Below are 20,742 nucleotides of genomic sequence, written 5' to 3'. Positions count from 1 at the left end.
TTCAAGAAATAAAATATATAAGCTCAATTTTATAAATACATTATGTGGCGAGAAAATAAAAAATCATAAGATGCCAGCCAGAGTTATGATGCGTAAAAATGCTAATTGGGATAGTAAATCATGAAGTTGTTCTCGTTAAAGCCTGAAATATATTGGGGTTATGTACGAATAAATTTTAACAGCTCCTTTAGTGGTTGGTTTTTAACAATCCTTCTTACATAAAAATTAAATAATAAATTTGTAGTAGTCCACATATCAGTTTGAAAAGAGGATTTTGATTTTATCCAATAGCCGTTCTGAGGCTCTCGCATTTGCTAAAAGTTATATTCTTTTTGTGTAGGGACAATTGATACCAATGACAAATATAAATTATTGCTGACCTTTTATATTAAAAGGTACAACTCAGTTGAATATATGTCATTATTGAATAACGACCATTTAATAATGGAAATTTTAGCCAATAAAGGATTGATGAATGGCTCTTTTACGAATTTTTTCACTGTTATTTTTGTTATATCTATCTCAGGATGCATCGGTGCAGGTATTGTGTACTCTCATGATGAAGAGGAAAGTGTTTCTTTAACAAAATCTGAAGTAAAAAAACAATTTGGTGAACCTTTAAAAGTAAAATCTGATCAAAAGAAAGAAGTTTGGTATTACGAAGCCACAGACGAAAAGATCAATGGGTTTTTTATTGGGCTTGGTATCCCATTACCGCTATTTATATCTCTAGATGAAAAACTTATAGTTGAGTTTGATGGCGAAACAGCGACGAAATTAATATATAAGAATTCACAGCAAAAAACGGTTGGCGCATATTGCAAGTTTGTACCAGCTCTGCACCATGGTCCAGATACTTGGTCTTGCTATTCGGGTACAAAAACTGGGGGAATCTAAGTTATACCTTTAGTTTATACCAGCTATATTATAAATCAAAAAAATTACTAATCTCAGAACCGGATTGGTTGGTTTTGCTCAGTTCTTACAATTATCTCCTAAATACATTGAGCCGAACTTCGGCAAAGAGCGATAACCGGTCACTAGGAAGTTAAACTCATTCCTGCTTTAATGAGTTGGCTGCTAATTTGTCCGATAACATTATTAACCGCCGTTTAGTTGTAAAATAAGAAGTTTAATCCCTTGCTATATTAGTTACTAATTTACAAAAGTAATTATTGGTGAAATTATCAGGGTATGTAATATACGCCACTTTGGTGTGTTATAAACCACTAAACTGGTGTTCAATAAGCTGTTAGTGCCCAACCCCGGAACCGGATGCAATCATGTTTTTTAGTGAAGAAGAAAGAAAAACAGTAAGGGAGTGCAAGTTAGAATGGCACTGCCATGAAGTTACAATCTCTCAGAATGAGTTGGATGATGGTTATGAACTCAAAGGTTATGGAATTATAAAAAGTCATGAAAACGGTAGGCTTTACTTAGATTTCATATGTTTAGAATCTAACAAAAGAGTAGATTTCAGAACGCCAATACCTGTAGATTCGCTAGATCCAAAACAGACTATTACGATGACCGCAATATCAATAGGTGGTATTTGTGTTATGTCCAAAGGCTTAAGAATAAATACGGACTTTCAACGCTTATTAAGACCAGACCCTTCTTTCTATCGTATCGGCCTGTCTAGTATTGAAATCGAGGAAAGATCAGACACTTCAGATACCGATAATAAATTTTTGCTATTAGAATTTAACGAAAAGTGTAGAGCGCCGACAAATAAACTTAATAAGATAGAATCGACTTTAGGCACATCTTCCTCCTCATGGAATCAAACAGTTCTTAATTATTAGGGGGCGAGATAAATATTATATACCATGAGGGGTTCACTGAAGTATACGCGAATGGATCCGAATATGATTTGGAGGTATTACGGGATGCAGTTGTATTCTATTTGGGATTTTCTTCTGGGAAATATATTCAACCATATTTCGAGTACAGAAATGACTCTAAATCCAAAGTTACAGTCATAAATAGTATTGATAAGAAAAAATCATACGATAGTATACCTGCACCGATTAGCGACTTGGTTCTTGATCAAAACAGTAAACGATTGGACCAGGATCATTTCGATCTATTTTATAAAATATACGAAATTATTGAAAGCAATCCTAGAGCGTTTGAAAGTATATACTCTCAATGGAAACGCGTTTGGCATTCGTTTTTGTCCTCTGAGTTCAGCGTTACAATGTTAACTATCTCCGTAGCAGTAGAAGGTGTTTTAAATGATATTTTTATTCCTGCGATAGTAGATGACCTTAAAGATCAAGAGCTTGAGGAAGAGAAAAAGCGAATATCTCTTTTAGTTGATGGATTAGCTGATATTTCTGCAGAGCATATTGAATCCATACGAAAGTTTATTGCTAGGTGGGGTAATGTACACCCTAAAAAAGTGTTGGACCACCTTGAAAGTGTTAAGGTAATTGAAAAAAGACAAATAAAAAATTGGGTAGATTTGAGAAACTCTTCAGCACACCCCAAATTGATGAAGCAAGATGAAGGTCGAAGGCGCAAAGATATTAACCGAACAATAATTTGTCTTGGTCTCTTTTATCGTCTTGTCCTCAATGTATTTGCATATAAAGGTGCTCAATATGCTTTCGAAGAACCTAAGGATGGCAAGTTAGTAACTTATGAATATATAAATGTTCTGCACTAACAAATTGCTGCACGCAGAAAAATCACTCGCTATGCTTCTAATTTTCCGATGAGCAAAGCGTTATCAATGTCTGCAATTAGCACATCGCAGCCAACGAAACTAGTCATTATTCTTGTGGGGTTGGTTTTAAAGAGCTCGTATATTGTAACTTTATGTCGTTATACGCTTCAAAATTATGCCAACTTACACTTCACTTGCTACGCTGTAGCTCAGTAAAAGCGTATGTTCTTATGCCAACTTACACTTCAAACAACATTTGGGTGTATTAAAATTCCATTTATTTACTTTCTAATATTTTATTTTTATTATTCCTACGCTAATTCTTGCGCTTACGCACTGAGCTGATTTTTTGCCTTTATAGACAATAGCTAGTGGGTAAGTAATAATTAAAACTTGTAATTATACATACGCCGCAAGAGTTCAATAAGCTATTAAGGGTCAATATGACATTTCAGAGGAATAAATGGGCGCTGGCAATATTACTTGGGCTTATTGGGGGGGCACTAACCTTCTACCCCTGTATTTTTTTGATAGTTCTGAATTTTTATTTGGTCAGACGTTTGTAATACTTAGCCTAGTGTTTGCTGGGCTTCGTTATTCTCTCCTTAGCTTAGCGATTGTAACTGGTTTTTTATTTTATCGCTGGGGACATAGCTGGAACAGTGTTGTTTATGTGCTTGAGTTGTTTTGGCTTTATGCCTTTTGTTTAAAGCGCTCCAAGCCAATACTTCCTTTAGGTGCTGTGTTTTGGTTTTTAGTTGGCTTACCACTGGTCTGGGTGTTGGGTCACTTTGTTATAGGCCTGCCTTGGCTCACAATTGTTGTGGCTGCCTCAAAATACTTAATAAATGCCATGATTGCGTTGGCTTTGGTCGACTTAGCCAGTCTGTTTGTTCCTCATGCCAGTCGAGTCTATCAAGGGCAACCTCTTGCACGTATTTTAAGTTATATTGTTAGCGTTATCATTGTTTTAGTGGTGTTGATCACCAGTGTTTCTTTGGTTAATCAGCATTATTCGCGCTTAGAATACGAAGTGAATACGCAACTCAAAGAACAGTCTCAATCAATTAGCACTCAGCTCAATGATTATTTACAGTTTCATAAAAATGCGGTTGTAATGACCAGTAATGCAATTAGCGTCGGTGGACAAATTCAGCCTCAGTTAGAGCAGTTGATGGCTTTATATCCAGGTTTTTTAACTAGCCTTTATGCCAGTCCAAAGGGTCTTGTTAAAAACAGCATGCCGAGCGAGCTACTAAGTGGACTAACTAAAGAGCAGCGTTATGTTAATGATCGCTCTTATTTTTCTCAAGCTCAGCAGTACCCACTCGGTTATAGCAGTGGTGTATTTCGAGGAAGGGGATTAGGGAATCAACCGATCGTAGCACTTTCCGCTCCTATTTATAGAGATGATGAATTTTATGGTGTTGTTGAGGGCTCGCTCCAGCTAGACCGACTAGAGCGATTTATTCCGGACTTATTTGAATATAAAGGGCAGTTAGTAATTTTAGATGCCAACAAAAAAGTAGTATTTAGTTCATTAAATCAGTTTGCTGCATTGAGTGACTTTAACCTGCAAGCTTTTAAAGCTCAGCGTCAACCTAACAGCCAACTATTTCGCTCCGCTGATAATGAAATGTATCACACCAGTCAGTTTATTGATGACAAAAATGGTTGGCAGGTTATTTCTTTTTATAATCGAAAGTACATAACCATAGTGGTCGTAGGTACATGGTTACCAACCATGCTACTAGGCTTAATTTCGATGGTATTGGTTGTGCTGTTTATTTATAAATTTACTCACTTACTTACCAAGCCAATTAGAGAGCTGACTAATTTAATTCAAGATTTTAGCAAAACCAAAAAGCAGGTATTCAATACGGAATCTAGTTGGTATGAAGTACTGCAATTGCAGTATCAATTTGACATGTTGGGCAGTGCGTTACAGCATTCAATTGGCAATTTAGAAGCATCTAATATAGAAAATGAAGAACTCAATAAGCAGCTTAGCCAATTTAATCAGCAATTAGAAAATAAAGTCGCAGAGCAAACCACTGAATTAACACAAGCGGTAAAACTCGCCAATGAGGCAAATATTGCTAAATCACAATTTTTAGCAAACATGAGTCATGAACTTCGAACACCTATGAATGGCATATTAGGTATGGGAGAGGTTTTGCTTCGAGATCAGTCCTTGAGTACCGAACAAAAGGAATTGTTAATCACACAGCAAAAAAGTGCCAAAAACTTGCTTAATATTCTTAACGATATTTTAGATTTTTCTAAAATTGAAGCAAATGCCATGGAGCTAAATATTAGGCCCACGCAGCTAACTCCATTTATCGAAAATATACGCTCTTTATTTTCCTCGATTGTTGCTGCCAAAGAGGTAGAATTTACGGTTGTTCAAACTAATAATTTGCCACAGTGTATTAGTATTGATGAATTACGCTTAAATCAGGTGATCATAAATTTACTCTCTAATGCGTATAAATTTACGCAGCAAGGCTTTGTAAATTTATCGTTTGATTATCACGATAATAAGCTTCAAGTTAGCGTTGAAGACAGTGGTATTGGTATTGCGAAGGCACAGCAATCACTGTTATTTAGCGAATTTACTCAAGCTGATGTGGGCGTTGCTCGTAAATATGGAGGAACAGGGCTCGGGTTGGCTATTTCTCAAAAGCTGATAAAAATGATGGACGGTGAAATTCAGTTACATAGCGAAGAGGGTAAAGGTAGTACATTTACGTTTAGCATTAGTGCACCAAAATCAGCAGATGCCCCATCAACGTTACCTAAAAAAACAGCTATGCAACCAAACCTGTTGGGTAAGCACATACTGTTAGTTGAAGATAATGCGATTAACCGACATGTTATTTCAAAAATGTTGGAGCCGACTGAAGCGGTGATAGTTATGGCCGAAGATGGTGTTAAGGCTCTTGATGTATTAAAAGAGCAATCGTTTGATTTGATTTTAATGGATTGCCAAATGCCTAATATGGATGGCTATGAATGTACACGCACAATTAGAGTTATGGAAGTTAAAACAGGTTTGCGAGTGCCTATAGTAGCGATTACGGCTAATGCCTATGAAGAAGATAAACAGCGATGTTTAATAGCAGGTATGGATGACTTTATCGCCAAACCAATTAATAGTGATGATTTATACACTGTGATTGGTAACATTCTCAGCTGATAATAGTTCAACAGGCAAAAGCTTACACCGTGCCAGAGAGTATCCGCTTGCCAAATGGTTAAATGTATCTAATTAGTTTTATGAGCAGAAAAATAAGATAATAGAATGGGGGATTAGCCTGAGTAAACTAATGGAAAGTCGGCGCTACTCAGGCTATATAATTACATTGACTCTAATTTCATGCCGCGCGTTTCTTTGATGTATTTGATTACAAAAAATACGCTAATAAATGCCGAAAGGGTGTAAAAGCCATAAGCACCTGCTAAACCGATACTGTCGAGCATAATCGGGAAGGTCATAGTAATAGCAAAGTTAGCTATCCATTGTGCGCTAGCTGCAACAGCAAGAGCTGCTCCGCGAATACGGTTATTAAACATTTCACCAAGTAGTACCCATACAATAGGGCCCCAGCTTAAGCCAAAAAATACCACAAATAAATTAGCCATTATTAATGCAAAGGTACCCATATTTTCGCTAAGTGCTAACTTGCCCGCTTCATCAAGGCCTGCACTTCCAAAGGTGTAGGTAAGTGCACTTAAACTAATAAACATACCTATGCTACCTACCAATAATAGTGGCTTACGGCCTACTTTATCGACTAAGGCAATAGCTATAAAGGTAGATAAAATATTGGTGGTGCCTGCAAGTACATTAATAAACAGTGATTGTGATTCATCAAAACCAGCGGCTTGCCATAGCTCTGAGCCGTAATAAAATACCACGTTAATACCAACAAATTGTTGGAAAACTGATAAAGCCACACCCACCCAAACAATAGGATGTACTTTTTTACTGCCATCAATAAATAAGTCGCGAATACTTGGTTTTTTATCACTTTGCAGAGACTGTTTCACGTCATTGATTTGCGTATCAGCATCGTCATTTGAGATTTTATTAAATACAGTTTTAGCGTGTTTAAGTTTACCTTGTGCGACTAGGTAACGCGGTGACTCAGGAATAAAAAGTACGCCAATTAAAAATAAGCCTGCAGGAACAAGTTCAGCCCAAAACATCCAGCGCCATGCGGCTAAATCTAACATTAAAATACCTTCTGCACCGCCAGCAGCGTTAGCAATTAGATAGTTACTTAAAAAGGCTGCAAATAAGCCAAGAACAATAGCGAGTTGTTGTAATGTCGCTAAACGGCCACGTAAACTTGCTGGTGCTACTTCTGCAATATAAGCAGGTGCTAAAACAGAGGCTGCACCTATGCCTAATCCGCCAAATAAGCGGTAAAAAATAAACTCAGCGGAACTGTCGGCAACCCCAGAGCCAAAAGCGCTAACTGCAAATATAATAGCAGTGACAATCATAATAGCGCGACGGCCAAATTTGTCAGCTAATGGGCCAGCGGCTAATGCCCCCAGCGCACAACCTAATAATACAGATGCAACATTAAAACCAGTTGCAACACTGCTTGAATTAAATGTATTACCTAATGCCGATACGGTGCCGTTTATAACGCCCGAATCGAAACCAAATAAAAAGCCACCAATAGCGGCAACGGCCGATATAAAAATAACATATAAAAGCGAGCACTTCGTCTGTGCGCTATGCTCACCTTTAGTTGTATGCTGTGTCGTCATGTTGTTCAATCCTAATTTTTATTATGTGTAATGTAGTTAAAGTAGCACTAAATTTGCTGGCAACCTTAGCACAGAGTGATCACGCTAAAAAAGATATTTCAATAGTAATACGTATGCATAAAAATTTATTGGGTTGATAAAAATAACGAGATACTAGATACTGTTTTTATATACAGTGTGGGCGGTTTTATGAAAAAAGAGTTACCAGCGAAATATTATTTGGCACATTTTAGAGAGCTATTAACGTTTGTGAGCGAGAAATGCATGCATTTACTCGAGCAAAAGCATATTTCATTTATTAGTAAAATAAATACGCTCGACGAGCAGAGCCAGTGTATGTTGGCGCGCATTTATTCTCGTAAGCCTTATTTAGTTCAAACCCAATCATTAAACTACGAAGAAATTAGCTCGCCATACCAAGCACTTTTTAAATTAAAAGCGGCAAAGTTAATTGTAGAACCCTCTAATAAAGATCATAGGCAACTACTAAGTCACCTAACAAAACCGGCGCTAATCGAGCTGTTAGAAAAGCAAGAACAACCGCCATTATTTAAAAAAAGTGCAGCTAAAAGTAACTTAGTTGAAGTAGCCATCTCATTCTTTGAATCTAAGCCAGAGTGCCTTGTGCATTTATATAACCAGTACGTGATAAATAATAGAGAAGAGTATTACGAGTATTTTGAGTTTTTATATATTGGCAGACTCAGTGCTGGCGATATTAATCATCAAAATCGATTTGTACTGCGAGATTTAGGCGTAACACCTGTTAGGCAAGAGCATAGTGAAAGCTTGTCGCGCTTTGATTCAATAGAGGAAGCGCAGTCTAACTATGCATTAAACCGTTTGCGACTAACGCTTAAAAATACAAAAGATGACAATGAAAGAGAGGGACTAGCAAAGTGGTTAATGAATGAAGTAGCGGTAGGGGTTATTGCACAAGAGTTAAAAAACAAGTTACTGGTTATGCTTTATAAGCAACTAAAAACAACTAACCCAACACTTGCGTTTGATGTACTTAATGCCTGCGAAGACGATGCACAAGCCTTAGAAATTCAAATAAGGGAGCAATATCGACAGGGCAATAAGCAATGGGTAAAAGCACATCTTGAGCAAATTATAGAAAACCCGCTTACCGATGAGTTACTGTACTTTGCAGATGACTTTTTAATGCGTAAATTTAACAAGCAAACCCGTTCGCGGCTCAGTGAAATGTTAGCCAGTACACGCTGCATTATAGAAGTTGATGAACTTTACCGTGGCGATGTTGAGTTAGGTGTGAGCGATCACTACACTCGTCAAGGCAAACAGGTTTTTTATACTGAAAATACTTTGTGGCAAAGCTTATTTGCGCTGGTTTTTTGGCAAGAGCTGTTTATTGAAACCCCAACACCACCTTGTAACGAATTTGATATTTTCCCGCAAGCGTTAAAAACAGACACATTTTATTTAAATCAATCCTCACAAATAGAAGCGCGGCTAGCTGCGTGTAATAGTGCCCAGAAATTGCTGCGTTTAGTGTGTAACCATGCCGCAAGATATTATGAGCAACCAAATGGCTTATTTAGATGGCACCCAGATGTATTAAAGCCAGTAGAGATGCTTATATTAAAGAGCCCAATAACCGTTTTACTTCAGCATTTAAAAAACATGGCAAAGAACTACCGACAGCTAAAAGATGGTTACCCCGATTTAATGATTGTTGATAATAATGCCGTTCATTTTGAAGAGGTTAAAGCGCCAGGAGATAAGCTTAAAAGAAACCAGCTAGTGAGTATCGATAATTTAAAAAGCTGTGGCTTTATCGTAAATATTGCAGCGGTAAACTGGTATGTAGATCCTAAGCGGATTTATAGTGTGGTAGATATTGAAACAACAGGGGGCCTAAAAGGGGGGAACCGAATTACCGAAATTGGTGTTGTTAAAATACAGCAAGGCAACATTATTGATACATGGACTACGCTGATAAACCCAGAGCGGCCTATCCCTCGTTTTATTACTAAACTAACCGGTATCAACGACGCCATGGTAAGTGATGCGCCTATATTTAGCGACATTGCTTCGACTTTATTAGATAAGCTTTCGGGTAGTATTTTTGTCGCTCACAATGTTAATTTTGATTATGGCTTTATTAAAAAAGAGCTTGAGGGGCTGGGAATCAACTTTAAAATGCCAAAACTATGTACCGTTGTTGAATCACGTAAAGCATTTAAGGGATTAAAGTCGTACTCACTGGGGAATTTATCTGCACACTTTAATTTAGATTTAACTAACCATCACCGTGCATTAGATGATGCTAAAGCGGCCGCGCAGTTATTGTTACTGGTACAACAATCTACAAATAGGGTTTGCGTTTAGGAAGTAAAAAGCGCTAAGTGCGCTTTGTTACTTTATTTTCAAAGTCACTTTTTACGATATCGAGCGCTTTTAATACTTCTTCTGGCTCTACATCATGCTGCTCTAATATCATAATTAAATCAACAGCCAGTTTCACGTGTGTAGGAGCTTCTTCTAGTGGGTTACTCATGGAGCGCTTTCTTTTTAGCTATTTGATCAATCGCAAAATTAATGGCAACTTCTACGCGTTGCTGCATATCTAAACGATCTGTTTGAGTCAAATAAAACGCCATATCTACATCGTAACGAATATAGCGGGGGGTAATTGATTGAGAACGGTGCAGCAAAAGTCAGCCATTACATCGTCGTTGTAACGTTCATTAAGTTTACGTTTTTCTATTTCTTCTAAAACGAGTTTTTCGTAAAAATTGTGTATGTCGTCATCTAATCGCATATTCCTGTCACTCTTTTTTATTGTCTGTAATGAGTCTATACCAAGGATTGTTATAAATCGAGAGCCGCTTTAAATAGTTGCTTATGGACACTAGGGTCTGTTGACCTTTGCGGATTAATATTTGTTCAAACTAGGGGCAATTTAATCGCGGCGCGAGGTTTGTAACCTAGTGGGCTAAGTAAAAACCGAGCAACAAAGAGTTAATTGCCCCTAGGCAGAACCCTTCGGGCAGCGCCTGTTTGGCATTAATGCTGCGTTATCGCCTATTTATGGGGAATAACCACACCACATAAGCTCTGCCTTGCCTAAATACCAAACAGACTGCGGCAAATTTAACCTTGAAAGGTCAACAGACCCTAATTAAATTGTTGATGTTGCGTTGATAACCGCCACCTAAAGCGCACATCAGCGGTATGTTTCGCTGCTTACAAAAATTAAGAACGGTAAAGTCGCGCTCATATATACCAGCTAAGGAAACATCAAATAAGCCGAGTTCGTCTTTGGTGTAAATATCGGCGCCCGCATTATATAAAATAATATCGGGCTGGTGGAGGCGAACACATAACTCAAGAGCTTGCTCTAGTGTTGTTAAATACTCTGCATCTGTGGTGTTTGCAGGTAAGCCAAAGTCATAGTTTGAGAGCTGTTTTTGCCGAGGAAAGTTTTGTTCACAGTGAATTGAGCAACTAATTATCTGCTCGTGCTGTTGGGTTATTTGCGCGGTACCGTCACCTTGATGCACGTCACAATCAAATATTAATACAGTGTCGGCTTTCTCCGTTGCAATAAGATGCGCTGCCGCAATGGCTAAATCATTAAAAATACAAAAGCCACTGCCGTAATTGCTGTAAGCATGGTGATAGCCGCCACTTAAATTAGCCGCTAAACCACTTTCAAGTGCTGTTTCAGCGGCTTGAATACTGGCACCAACAGAGTAAAGAGTTCGCTCAACAAGTTTATAAGAGTGAGGAAATCCCATTTTTTTAACCGCTTTGTCAGTTAACGACCCGTTTAAAAAGTCAGCAATATAATCTGAGCTATGGCATAAGCTTAACTGCGCTTTAGTTGCTGGCGAAGGCGATATAAATTGGGTGTAGCCTAAACGCTCTATTTCATGTTTAAGCTGCTGATACTTTTTAATTGGAAATCGATGGCGCTCAGGGAGCGCTAAAGCAGAGTAGAGAGGGTGATAAAAAAGCTGCATTAGCGTAGCTGTTGTTTTTCTACTTGTTGAATTTTGTCTTCGGTGGCAGAAATCGCTTTTCTACAACGGCCGAGTCGTGCATGAGTAGTTAAAATTTCTTGGTTAAGCTTTTGTGCTTGCGCAGGCGATGCTTTTTCCATTTGTAGTTTACGCTCTTCAATCATCAGTACTAGGCGACGTTCAAATTCATGGTTTTGTTTAAGCTCATCATATAACTCATGGGATGATTGCATGATTTTTTGCACCGCTTGTTTATAAACAGGCTGTTTAGCACGAGGCTTATAATGACTTTTATTTTCTTTCACCCAAATAGGGGTCGATTTAATAACATTAAATACCGCTTGTACCTGACTGGCAATACGCTCAAGTGCATAGGTGTATGCATGACGGTGTTCGCTCGGTGGTAAGCTAGCTATTTCATCTTCTATTTCTACTACGTAGTCGGCTAAGTTCATACTTTTGGTGCTAAACACGGCTCTGTCAAATAGGCTCGGCTGTGCCTGCATATACCGGTTTTTAGAAAAGAGCTTTGCTTTGTCAAATTGCTCTGCCTGTTGCTTAAGCGTGGCAACTTGTTGGCGTAGTTTATCTAAAGCGGCAGGTTGCATGTTAAAAGTATGCCTCGTAAATTAGTTTTAATGCTAAAAGTATAACCATAGTATTAAATACTGGACGAATAAATTTACTGCCAAAACGAATCGCTGAATGTGCGCCAAACCATGCACCAAGCATGATAAAGAAGCCCATTGTAATTCCCAGTAAAAAGTTAACATGGCCAAGTGCAACAAAGGTGATCAGCGAGATAAAGTTAGAAACAAAATTCATTGAACGCGCCAAACCACAATTAAGTAGCAAACTCATTTTATAAAGCATACCGTTTGAGGCAGTCCAAAAAGTTCCCGTTCCAGGCCCAGCTAAACCATCAAAAAAACCTAGGCTTAATCCTTGTAGCCACTGTTTTAGTTTTATGGTTGGGGTTAACTTAGGCAGGTCGTCACTTCGTGTGGTACTTAAATTACCAAACAAGCTGTAGCAAGCCACTAAAATAATAATAATAGGTAAGAGCTTATTTAAAAACTCAATGCTTAAATGATCAACAATGAGTGTGCCTAACAAAGCACCTATGGCGGTAGCCATAATAGAAGCAAACCAAAATCGTGGGTTAAATAACTGTTTTTTATAATAGGTGATACTGGCAGTTAACGAGCCAAAACTGGCGGCCAATTTATTTGTGCCGAGCGTCAAGTGAGGAGGCAATCCCGCCGTTAACAGTGCCGGTACAGTAAGTAATCCACCGCCGCCAGCAATAGCATCAATAAAGCCCGCTAAAAGTGCAACGCCACATAAAATAGCCCAAGTTGTTGGGTCGAGTGCAAGTTCAAACATCAGTAATCTATTTGTCTTTTAAAAGGTGGTAAGGTGTCAAGCATGGCTTTGCCATATCGTTTGGTGATTAAGCGTCTATCTAAAATAGTTATTGTGCCAATATCACTTTCTTTGCGCAGCAGTCTACCACAGCTTTGTACCAATTTCTTTGCTGCGTCTGGCACGGTTATCGATAAAAACGGATTACCGCCTTTACTTTGCACAAACTCCGCTTGTGCTTCTTCGATAGGCGAGGTGGGCACCGCAAATGGAATTTTTGTAATAATTAGGTTTTCTAAATATTTACCAGGTAAATCAAGTCCTTCAGAAAGGCTTTGGGTGCCAAATAAAATACTGCCTTTGCCTTCATCAATATTTTTAGTGTGTAATTTGAGTAAAGCTTCTCGTGACATTTCACCTTGTACTAATAAGTTAAATCCTTTTTTTCTAAGAAACTTACTTACATGGTCCATTTGCCAGTAAGAGGCAAATAACACTAAGTTAGCTTTTTTAGTGTTTAGATATTCGGGTAATGTTTTAGCAATATGATCGCTAAATTCTTTATCTGTTGGCTCTATGCTTGACGTCGGAATACGCAGAGTGGCTTGTTTAGGGTAGTCAAACGGGGAGGGGACTTTTATAAACTTTACCCCTTCTTCTTTAGCAAGACCGCTTTCATAAGCAAAGTGATCAAATGAGCCTAGTGCGCTCAAGGTAGCTGAACATAACACGGCTCCAGCACATTCGCTCCACAGCTTATCTTTTAAATAGTAACCGACCTCAATGGGGCAGTCGCTAAGCAAGTGATCATGATGGCTTTTATATTCAAGTCGTTTTATCCAACGCGCATGCGGCGTGCCTTCGCCTTTAGTAGCGTAACTAAACCATAATTTATTAAGTTGTTCTAAGCGATTTATGTATTGCCCACTTTCAGCCAGAATGGGGTCGGCAACATAAGGTTTAATATCACCGTCGCTTACATCTTGTGTGAGGGTGTCGTGCATTTTATTCAAACACCGTAATGCATCAAGCGTGGCTTCGCTAATGTCTTTTGCCTTAGCGTGTAGCGATTTAGGAATTTCACCATGTTCAAAGCGATAGGTATCGTCTTTTGAATATTCAAAATCGGCGTTGTCTAGAATATCGCGCACTACTTTTAAATCTTTGTTAGCATCGTTAACGCTATCGCATAACTTAAAGTTTTGCCCAATACCTTTTTGCCCAACTAACACTTTGGCCATTTTGCCACTAAATTTAGTGAGTTTGTCGAGCCAATCTATCGTGCCTTTTATTGTAGCTGCAGCAGATGAAAAATCGCGGGTAATATGCGCAAGGTGATGCGCTTCATCGATTACATAAATAGTATTGTCGGGCTCAGGTAAAATTTTTCCGCCCCCTAAATCTAAATCAGCTAACAGTAACGAATGGTTTATAACCAATACATCCATTTGCATTAACTGCTGGCGGGCGAGTTGAAAAGGACATGTTTGGTGTGCTTTCATCTGGCGTTGGCAGGCATGTTTATCGCAGGCGATTAGTCCCCATACCCTATCAGGAATGGTATCAGCCCAGCTGTCTCTATCGCCTTGCCATTTTTTATTGACATAGGCATCGTAAAGTTGCTTTAAGCACTTAGTTTCCATGTCACTTAATGGCGATGTAAGGGTAGGCATAAACTCCATTTGAGTTTGGCTATCGCTGTTTAGCGCATTATGAAGTTTGTGTGCACAAATATAACGTTGGCGGCCTTTTACTAAATCAAATTTAAAATCGAGCCCTGAGTGTTTTTTAAAAAATGGTAGCTCTTTAGCGATTAATTGCTCTTGCAGAGCTACAGTAGCCGTAGAAATAACTAGTTTCTTTTTTTGTGCTAATGCCAGTGGTAGAGCGCCTAGACAGTAAGCTAATGACTTACCGGTGCCTGTGCCTGCTTCAATAACACAAATACGTTGTTTTTTATGATATTCACCGGCTAATGTTTTTGCTATTTCAGCAACTAAATAGTTTTGACTACTACGAGGGCGGTAATCGGTTAGGTTATTTGCAACATGCTGGTGTACTTGTCTAATTGTTTTTTTAAGTGAGCTCGATAGCATGTGATGATTAACCTAAAATATGTATATAATTACAGTGTATATATTAAGTGGGATCGAACATTGACACAAGCAATCTATCAGGGCTTTATTTTATCAAGGCAACAATACACTGCTAAAAATGCACAAGGTATTACTTTGTGCTATTGGCTAAGCTCTGAGCAGGGCCCGATAAAAGTGACGATTGAAAACCAGCAAGCGCTGTTTTTCATCCCATTGACAGAGCAAGATACTGCAAGTGCTTTACTGACTCAGGCAAATATAAAAACGCAGTTTAAAAATGTTGAGCTTTGTCACTTTAGTGGTAGCGAATGTGTGGCCTGTTACTTTAACGATATAAAAAGTTTATACACTGCACGAGCTCTTTTAGAGCAAGTAATGCCAATTTATGAAGCCGATGTGCGCCACAGTGACCGCTTTTTAATGGAGCGCTTTATTAAAGGGGGCGTATGGGTAACCGGTAACGCCAAAGCTCAAAACGGCTTTATTGAAATTAGTGATGCAAAGCTAAAAGCAAACAACGAGTATACGCCAACGCTTAAGTCTGTTTCTTTGGATATAGAATGCAATGCCGATGGCGTGCTATTTAGTGTTGCACTGGTGGGAAATAGCTTAGATTGTGTACTGATGATAGGTGAGCCACAGCAGCAGAACGACTCTATATTTGAAATAGACTGGTGCTTCGACGAAATTAACCTGCTCACCAAGCTGCAGCAGTACATTATAAATAATGACCCCGATGTTATTGTTGGTTGGAATGTTATTGATTTTGATTTTAGTTTATTGCAAGAACGCGCTGAGGCGTTAGGACTTACCCTGAGTTTTGGCCGAGATAATCAACCTTTATATATTAATAAAGGTCATTACACTCGATTAACGCTTCCAGGGCGGTGCGTCATTGATGGCATTGATACCTTGAAGAATGCCACTTATCGATTTGACAGCTTTTCGTTAGCCAGTGTTGCAGAGCGGGTGCTTAACGAATCTAAATTAATAAAAACCGATAACCGATTAACAGAAATTGTTCGTCAATTTAATGAAGATAAGCTTTCTTTAGCGGCTTATAATCGTCAAGACTGCATTTTGGTTAATCAGATTTTCGAAAAACTAAAGTTATTTGAATTTGCCATAGTCAGAACTCAAATCACCGGGCTAGAACTTGAGCGCATGGGTGGCTCGGTTGCCGCATTTACAAACTTATATTTACCGCTGTTACATCGCAGTGGTTATGTTGCTCCCAACTTAGGCGATCATGGGCTATCTTTTGAAAGCCCTGGTGGCTATGTGATGGAGTCGACTCCAGGGCTTTTTAAAAACGTATTGGTACTTGATTTTAAAAGCTTATATCCGTCAATTATGCGTACGTTTTGTATTGACCCGCTAGGTTTAATCGCAGGGTTGAAGGAACCAGAGCAAGCGGTTGAAGGATTTAATCAGGCATTATTTTCAAGAACGCAACACCACCTGCCAAAATTAATCGAACACCTGACACAAACTCGTCAAAAGGCAAAAGACACTAATCAACCTATGCTCTCGCAAGCGATTAAAATTATTATGAATAGCTTATATGGCGTACTGGGCTCTAAAGGCTGTCGGTTTTACGACCCGCGCTTGTCTAGTTCTATCACTTTACGTGGCCATGAAATAATGCAAACAACTCGTAAATGGATAGAAGCGCAAGGCTTTGAGGTGATATATGGTGATACCGACTCTACGTTTGTAAAACTCAGTGAAGATACAAGTCCTGAGCAATGCAACGAGATTGGCAGCCAACTTGTTCGACATATAAACGAAAAGTGGCAGGTCGACTTGAGGCAGCGTTATGACTTACAAAGCTATTTAGAAATTGAATTTGAAACCCATTACAGTCCGTTTTTTATGCCAACTATACGAGGTAAAAAAACAGGTTCTAAAAAACGTTATGTTGGTCAAGTAACCAAAAAAAATGAAAAAAAGTTGGTCTTTAAAGGTATGGAAACCGTTCGCAGTGATTGGACTGAGTTTGCGCAGGAGTTCCAAACTCAGTTGTTTGAAACTCTTTTCTCTAGCCACTTCGAAATACAGCAACTGCACAATATAATAAACAGCTACACGCAAAAATTATACAGCGGTGACCTTGACCACAAGCTCGTTTATAGAAAGCGTTTAGGGCAGCATCTGAGCGATTATATTAAAAATATCCCACCTCACGTTCAAGCAGTTAAAAAACACAAAGCGAGCCATCCTGAGTTTGAAATAAAACGCGGGCAAGTAATCGAATATGTTTACGCAATAACTGGCGCCGAACTTTATACAGGTAAAAACACCCTTAATTACCCCCTATACATTCAAAGACAGCTTGAACCCGTAGCGCAAATGATATTAAGCGCTTTAAACACATCAACTGAATCTACTCAAGCTACATTATTTTAACTTAGCTATGAGCAAAATAGGTGCTTTGTAGGTTTTTTTTCGATTATTAGTTCCTATTTCGCATAAAAATTGTAAATTTTAAAGTTAACATTTGTGATCATGATTACAAAATTGTTTTAAATCACTACAAAATAAAAATCTAATATAAATTAATAATTATCATTTAAATCAGGTGTTTATCTTTTTGTTTTTAGGTTGTTTCTAAATCAAATCCAAAAAAAGCTTAAAAAGCGAACCAAATAAACTTAAAAATGATAACGAGAAGTCACTTAAAGTGTTTTTAAGGTTAATTTAATGTTGACCGTGTTGTGATCAAAGTATTATCATCTAGGGCATGATCACAATTTAATTAACAAAAGTGGTCAAAAATAAAAAAACAAATAGTATTCTAGGGAGAATCAAATGTTAAATAACAAAGTTTCAAAAGCAGTTCGTTTAGCGATCGCTTTTGGTGCAGCTTCTACTGCTGCTTTCTCAGCAAGCTCAATTGCTGCAGAAGAGGGTGCAGAACAAGTTGAAAGAATTCAAGTAACCGGTTCACGTTTAACAAGAACTGATCTTGAAGGTGTTGCTCCAATCACTACCATTTCTGGCGAGTCTATGGGTGATATGGGTATCAGTAATGTTGGTGAATTCATTCAGTCAAACCCTGTAATGTCGGGCTCACCAGCTACTACAAGTACAAACAACGGCGGTAACGGTGGTGTATTCGTAGAGCTTCGTGGTCTAGGTTCGTCAAGAACACTTGTACTAATTAATGGTCGCAAACCTGTTTCAAGTGATTTCCAAAACATCCCGTCTGCAATGATCGAAAGAATCGAAATTCTTAAAGATGGCGCGTCTGTAACTTACGGTTCAGCTGCTATGGCAGGTGTTGTTAACGTTATCACTAAAAAGCAATTTACAGGTATTGAACTAAAAGCTAATACTTCTTGGTACGACGATTTCAGCGCAGGCAAGCAAGAAAACTTTGAAATTGTAGCTGGTAAAGAATTTGACTCAGGTCATATTACTGTTGGTTTTGATTACTCTCAACAAGACCCAATCTATCAAGGCGATGTAAAGGGTGTAGATTTCTTCCAATACCCTTGGTACGTAGGTTCTACAGATCAAGCTAAAAGCTTTTATGAAAATGGCCTAATCACTCCACAAGATGATCCAGATAATGCAAACGTAATTATTTTAGGTTCAGGCTCTGTTCCATGTGGTAACTTCTACCTTAGAAATCAACCAGGTAGTTTCACAAATGGTAATTGTCCAACAGGTGCTGATGGTAAACCTGCAGCAGGTGACATGAGACCTTTCGTTGGTGGTGGTGCGAATAACGATACATATAACTACGCTCCAGTTAACCTAATGCAAACACCTTATGAAGTAGTAAACTTCTTTGTTGACACGTCATTTGAAGTTTTTGACGGCGTAACCCTATATACAGAAACTCGTATCAACAAACGTGAATCTCGTCAAGAGCTTGCCGCTGTTCCTTACGATACTCGTTTTGATCCAGGATACTTAGTACCTGACTCTGCTGGTAACATGGTAAATGGTGTTTCTGCAGATAACTACTACAACCCATTTGGCGAAGATGTAATTCGTTCACGTCGTCGTATGCTTGAAGGCGGTCGTTCATTTGAGCAAGATTATGTTCGCTTCCAAAACGTGATCGGTCTTACTGGTGATATTAATGATTCTTGGACCTATGACGCTTACTACAACTATGGCGCTAATAGCTTAAATGATACTGATTTTGGTCAGTTATATGGTCCTAACTTATCAAATGCAATGGGTCCTTCATTTAAAGACGCTGACGGTAACATCGTATGTGGTACAGAAGCTAACCCAATTGCTGGTTGTGTATCGCTAAATGTATTTGGTGGTCCAGGTACTGTGACTCAAGAAATGCTTGATTATGTTACGGCTCCTCTTGGTGATTCTTATAACGATTCATTCCACCAAGTTCGCATAGACGTGTCAGGTGAGTTATTTGAACTACCTGCAGGTTATGTAGGCAGCGCGTTCGGACTCGAGTATTACGAGACAGAATTTGAAGATGTAACTGACTCAGGTAAATTCTTTGACGAAGTGACAGGTAATACTGGTCAACCACTTACAGGTCTTGGCAGACATTACACTGCAGCAACAGCTGAATTCTTAATCCCGTTAATTGCAGACATGGGTGTTGAAACTCTTGATCTTACAGTAGGCGGTCGTTACGATGACTTCAGTACAACAGGTACTAGCTTTACTTGGAATGCCAAGTTAGAGTCGCGCGTTTTTGATGGTTTGAAATTCCGTGCTAACTACTCAGAAGTATACCGTGAACCTACATTAGATGATCTATATTCTCCTGCTGCGGATTCTTTTGAAACAGCATCTGATCCATGTGGCGCTGCTCGATACGGTGATTTATCAGCTGCAGGTCAAGCATTATGTGGCACTCAAGGTGTACCAACAGGTGGTCACTCAAGCACTGACTCTCAAATTCGTACTCGCGTAGGTGGTAACACAGAGCTACAAGCTGAAACAGGTGAAACAATCACTGTTGGTTTCGTATGGGCTCCAAACTTTATCGATAACCTTGGTATCACAGTTGATTACTGGGATATCAACATCGATGGTAAAATCGATTCTTTAGATACTACAGACATCATGAATGGTTGTTACACAGGTCTTCTAGAAGAGCAGTGTGCTAAAATCACTCGTGCGGCAGATGGTACTATCGACAAAGTTGATAGCCGTACAACTAACCTTGCTGGTATGACAGCTAAAGGTATAGACGTAGATGTAAACTACAGCTATGAGCTACCTAAAGGTATGTTACGCCTTAACCTTGCTTGGACTCATTTCTTAGAAAGAGGTGAAGAAAACTTCAACGCAGAAACAGCAACGTTTAATCTTGAAGATTTAGCTGGTCGTTTTGAAAATGATACGTCTTACTTTGAAGACAAAGTATTATTTAATGCAACTTACATGTTAGATGACTTAAGAGTTGTTTACGCAGCTAACTACCTTTCAAGCCTAGAATATGCTGACCTTTCTTTCTTCAATGCTGCAGGTGAGCTTGAGGGAATGAAAGCTACTATAGACTCACAGGTTTACCATGACTTGTCAGGTCAATACACTTTCAGCACTGATACTACAGTACAGTTTGGTGTTCGTAACTTAACTAATGAGTTACCTCCTTTCATCGAAACTGCATCTAATGGTAGCACTGATGAAAGTAACTACAGACTTTATGGTCGTCAGTTCTTTGCTGGTATTTCTCAAAAGTTCTAATGTTACTTTTCAGGACTTATTAAACTAATAATTAGTTCTAAGTTAAAAGTTAAACGGCCCCAGATACTGGGGCCGTTTTTTATTTTTAAAGGAAATATAATTAAAACTTTTTAAATATTTATAAATGGCTATTAAAAAGTGGTTTGTT

Annotated in this window: 12 protein-coding genes and 2 pseudogenes; 7 read left to right on the top strand and 7 right to left on the bottom strand. The window is 38.6% G+C overall.

Annotation, left to right across the window (positions count from 1 at the left end; all coding sequences use genetic code 11):
* Positions 1-414: 414 nt before the first annotated feature.
* The 4 genes and pseudogenes from AB8618_RS10555 (at position 415) to AB8618_RS10540 (ending at position 5,870) form a co-directional block, all read left to right on the top strand.
* On the top strand, positions 415-897 hold the full coding sequence (locus AB8618_RS10555) for a hypothetical protein (RefSeq protein WP_418157301.1): 483 nt from the start codon (positions 415-417) through the stop codon (positions 895-897).
* 386 nt (positions 898-1,283) lie between these two features.
* Positions 1,284-1,805, top strand: a complete 522-nt coding sequence (locus AB8618_RS10550; protein ID WP_409423500.1) for a hypothetical protein — start codon at positions 1,284-1,286, stop codon at positions 1,803-1,805.
* A 68-nt stretch (positions 1,806-1,873) separates the two neighbouring features.
* Positions 1,874-2,671 (top strand): hypothetical protein, encoded by a 798-nt coding sequence (locus AB8618_RS10545; protein WP_409423499.1) that lies wholly within the window; start codon positions 1,874-1,876, stop codon positions 2,669-2,671.
* A 443-nt stretch (positions 2,672-3,114) separates the two neighbouring features.
* Positions 3,115-5,870: pseudogene (locus AB8618_RS10540) on the top strand (response regulator).
* Positions 5,871-6,031: 161 nt separating this feature from the next.
* Here AB8618_RS10540 and AB8618_RS10535 read toward each other — a convergent pair.
* Positions 6,032-7,456 carry a sugar porter family MFS transporter gene (locus AB8618_RS10535; protein WP_413402618.1) on the bottom strand — a complete coding sequence of 475 codons (1,425 nt, stop codon included), beginning with the start codon at positions 7,454-7,456 and terminating at the stop codon, positions 6,032-6,034.
* A 189-nt stretch (positions 7,457-7,645) separates the two neighbouring features.
* Here AB8618_RS10535 and AB8618_RS10530 point away from each other — a divergent pair, with 189 nt between their 5' ends.
* The gene (locus AB8618_RS10530; RefSeq protein ID WP_413402616.1) at positions 7,646-9,811 is read left to right on the top strand and encodes an exonuclease domain-containing protein; all 2,166 of its coding nucleotides are present in this window, start codon (positions 7,646-7,648) and stop codon (positions 9,809-9,811) included.
* Positions 9,812-9,824: 13 nt separating this feature from the next.
* Here AB8618_RS10530 and AB8618_RS10525 read toward each other — a convergent pair whose 3' ends face one another.
* From AB8618_RS10525 to dinG, 6 genes and pseudogenes are all read right to left on the bottom strand, one after another.
* Positions 9,825-9,980, bottom strand: a complete 156-nt coding sequence (locus tag AB8618_RS10525; protein WP_138605011.1) for a YbaM family protein — start codon at positions 9,978-9,980, stop codon at positions 9,825-9,827.
* A pseudogene (locus AB8618_RS10520) lies at positions 9,973-10,244 on the bottom strand (late competence development ComFB family protein). The gene AB8618_RS10525 and the pseudogene AB8618_RS10520 overlap by 8 nt, the downstream one beginning before the upstream one ends.
* Positions 10,245-10,590: 346 nt before the next feature.
* Entirely contained in the window at positions 10,591-11,448 is an 858-nt protein-coding gene (locus AB8618_RS10515; RefSeq protein WP_413402614.1) for a histone deacetylase, read from the bottom strand.
* Positions 11,448-12,056 carry a primosomal replication protein gene (locus AB8618_RS10510; protein WP_008109383.1) on the bottom strand — a complete coding sequence of 203 codons (609 nt, stop codon included), beginning with the start codon at positions 12,054-12,056 and terminating at the stop codon, positions 11,448-11,450. The genes AB8618_RS10515 and AB8618_RS10510 overlap by 1 nt, the downstream gene beginning before the upstream one ends.
* Before the next feature lies 1 nt (position 12,057).
* Complete coding sequence (locus AB8618_RS10505) at positions 12,058-12,834, bottom strand: TSUP family transporter (protein ID WP_413402612.1); 777 nt, start codon at positions 12,832-12,834, stop codon at positions 12,058-12,060.
* Complete coding sequence (dinG, locus tag AB8618_RS10500) at positions 12,834-14,909, bottom strand: ATP-dependent DNA helicase DinG (protein WP_413402610.1); 2,076 nt, start codon at positions 14,907-14,909, stop codon at positions 12,834-12,836. Before dinG ends, AB8618_RS10505 begins: the two co-directional genes overlap by 1 nt.
* Before the next feature lie 60 nt (positions 14,910-14,969).
* Here dinG and AB8618_RS10495 point away from each other — a divergent pair, with 60 nt between their 5' ends.
* Both AB8618_RS10495 and AB8618_RS10490 read left to right on the top strand, forming a co-directional pair.
* Positions 14,970-17,318: a DNA polymerase II gene (locus AB8618_RS10495; RefSeq protein ID WP_413402608.1), complete on the top strand. Its 2,349-nt coding sequence runs from the start codon at positions 14,970-14,972 to the stop codon at positions 17,316-17,318.
* A gap of 402 nt (positions 17,319-17,720) precedes the next feature.
* Positions 17,721-20,594 (top strand): TonB-dependent receptor domain-containing protein, encoded by a 2,874-nt coding sequence (locus AB8618_RS10490; protein WP_138605006.1) that lies wholly within the window; start codon positions 17,721-17,723, stop codon positions 20,592-20,594.
* Positions 20,595-20,742: the final 148 nt, after the last annotated feature.

The sequence above is a fragment of the Pseudoalteromonas sp. RW-H-Ap-1 genome, assembly GCF_048318575.1.
In the GTDB taxonomy this organism is placed as follows: Bacteria; Pseudomonadota; Gammaproteobacteria; order Enterobacterales; family Alteromonadaceae; genus Pseudoalteromonas.
The sequence above is the reverse complement of the archived record's forward strand: the minus strand, read 5'-3'. Positions and strand labels throughout refer to the sequence as shown.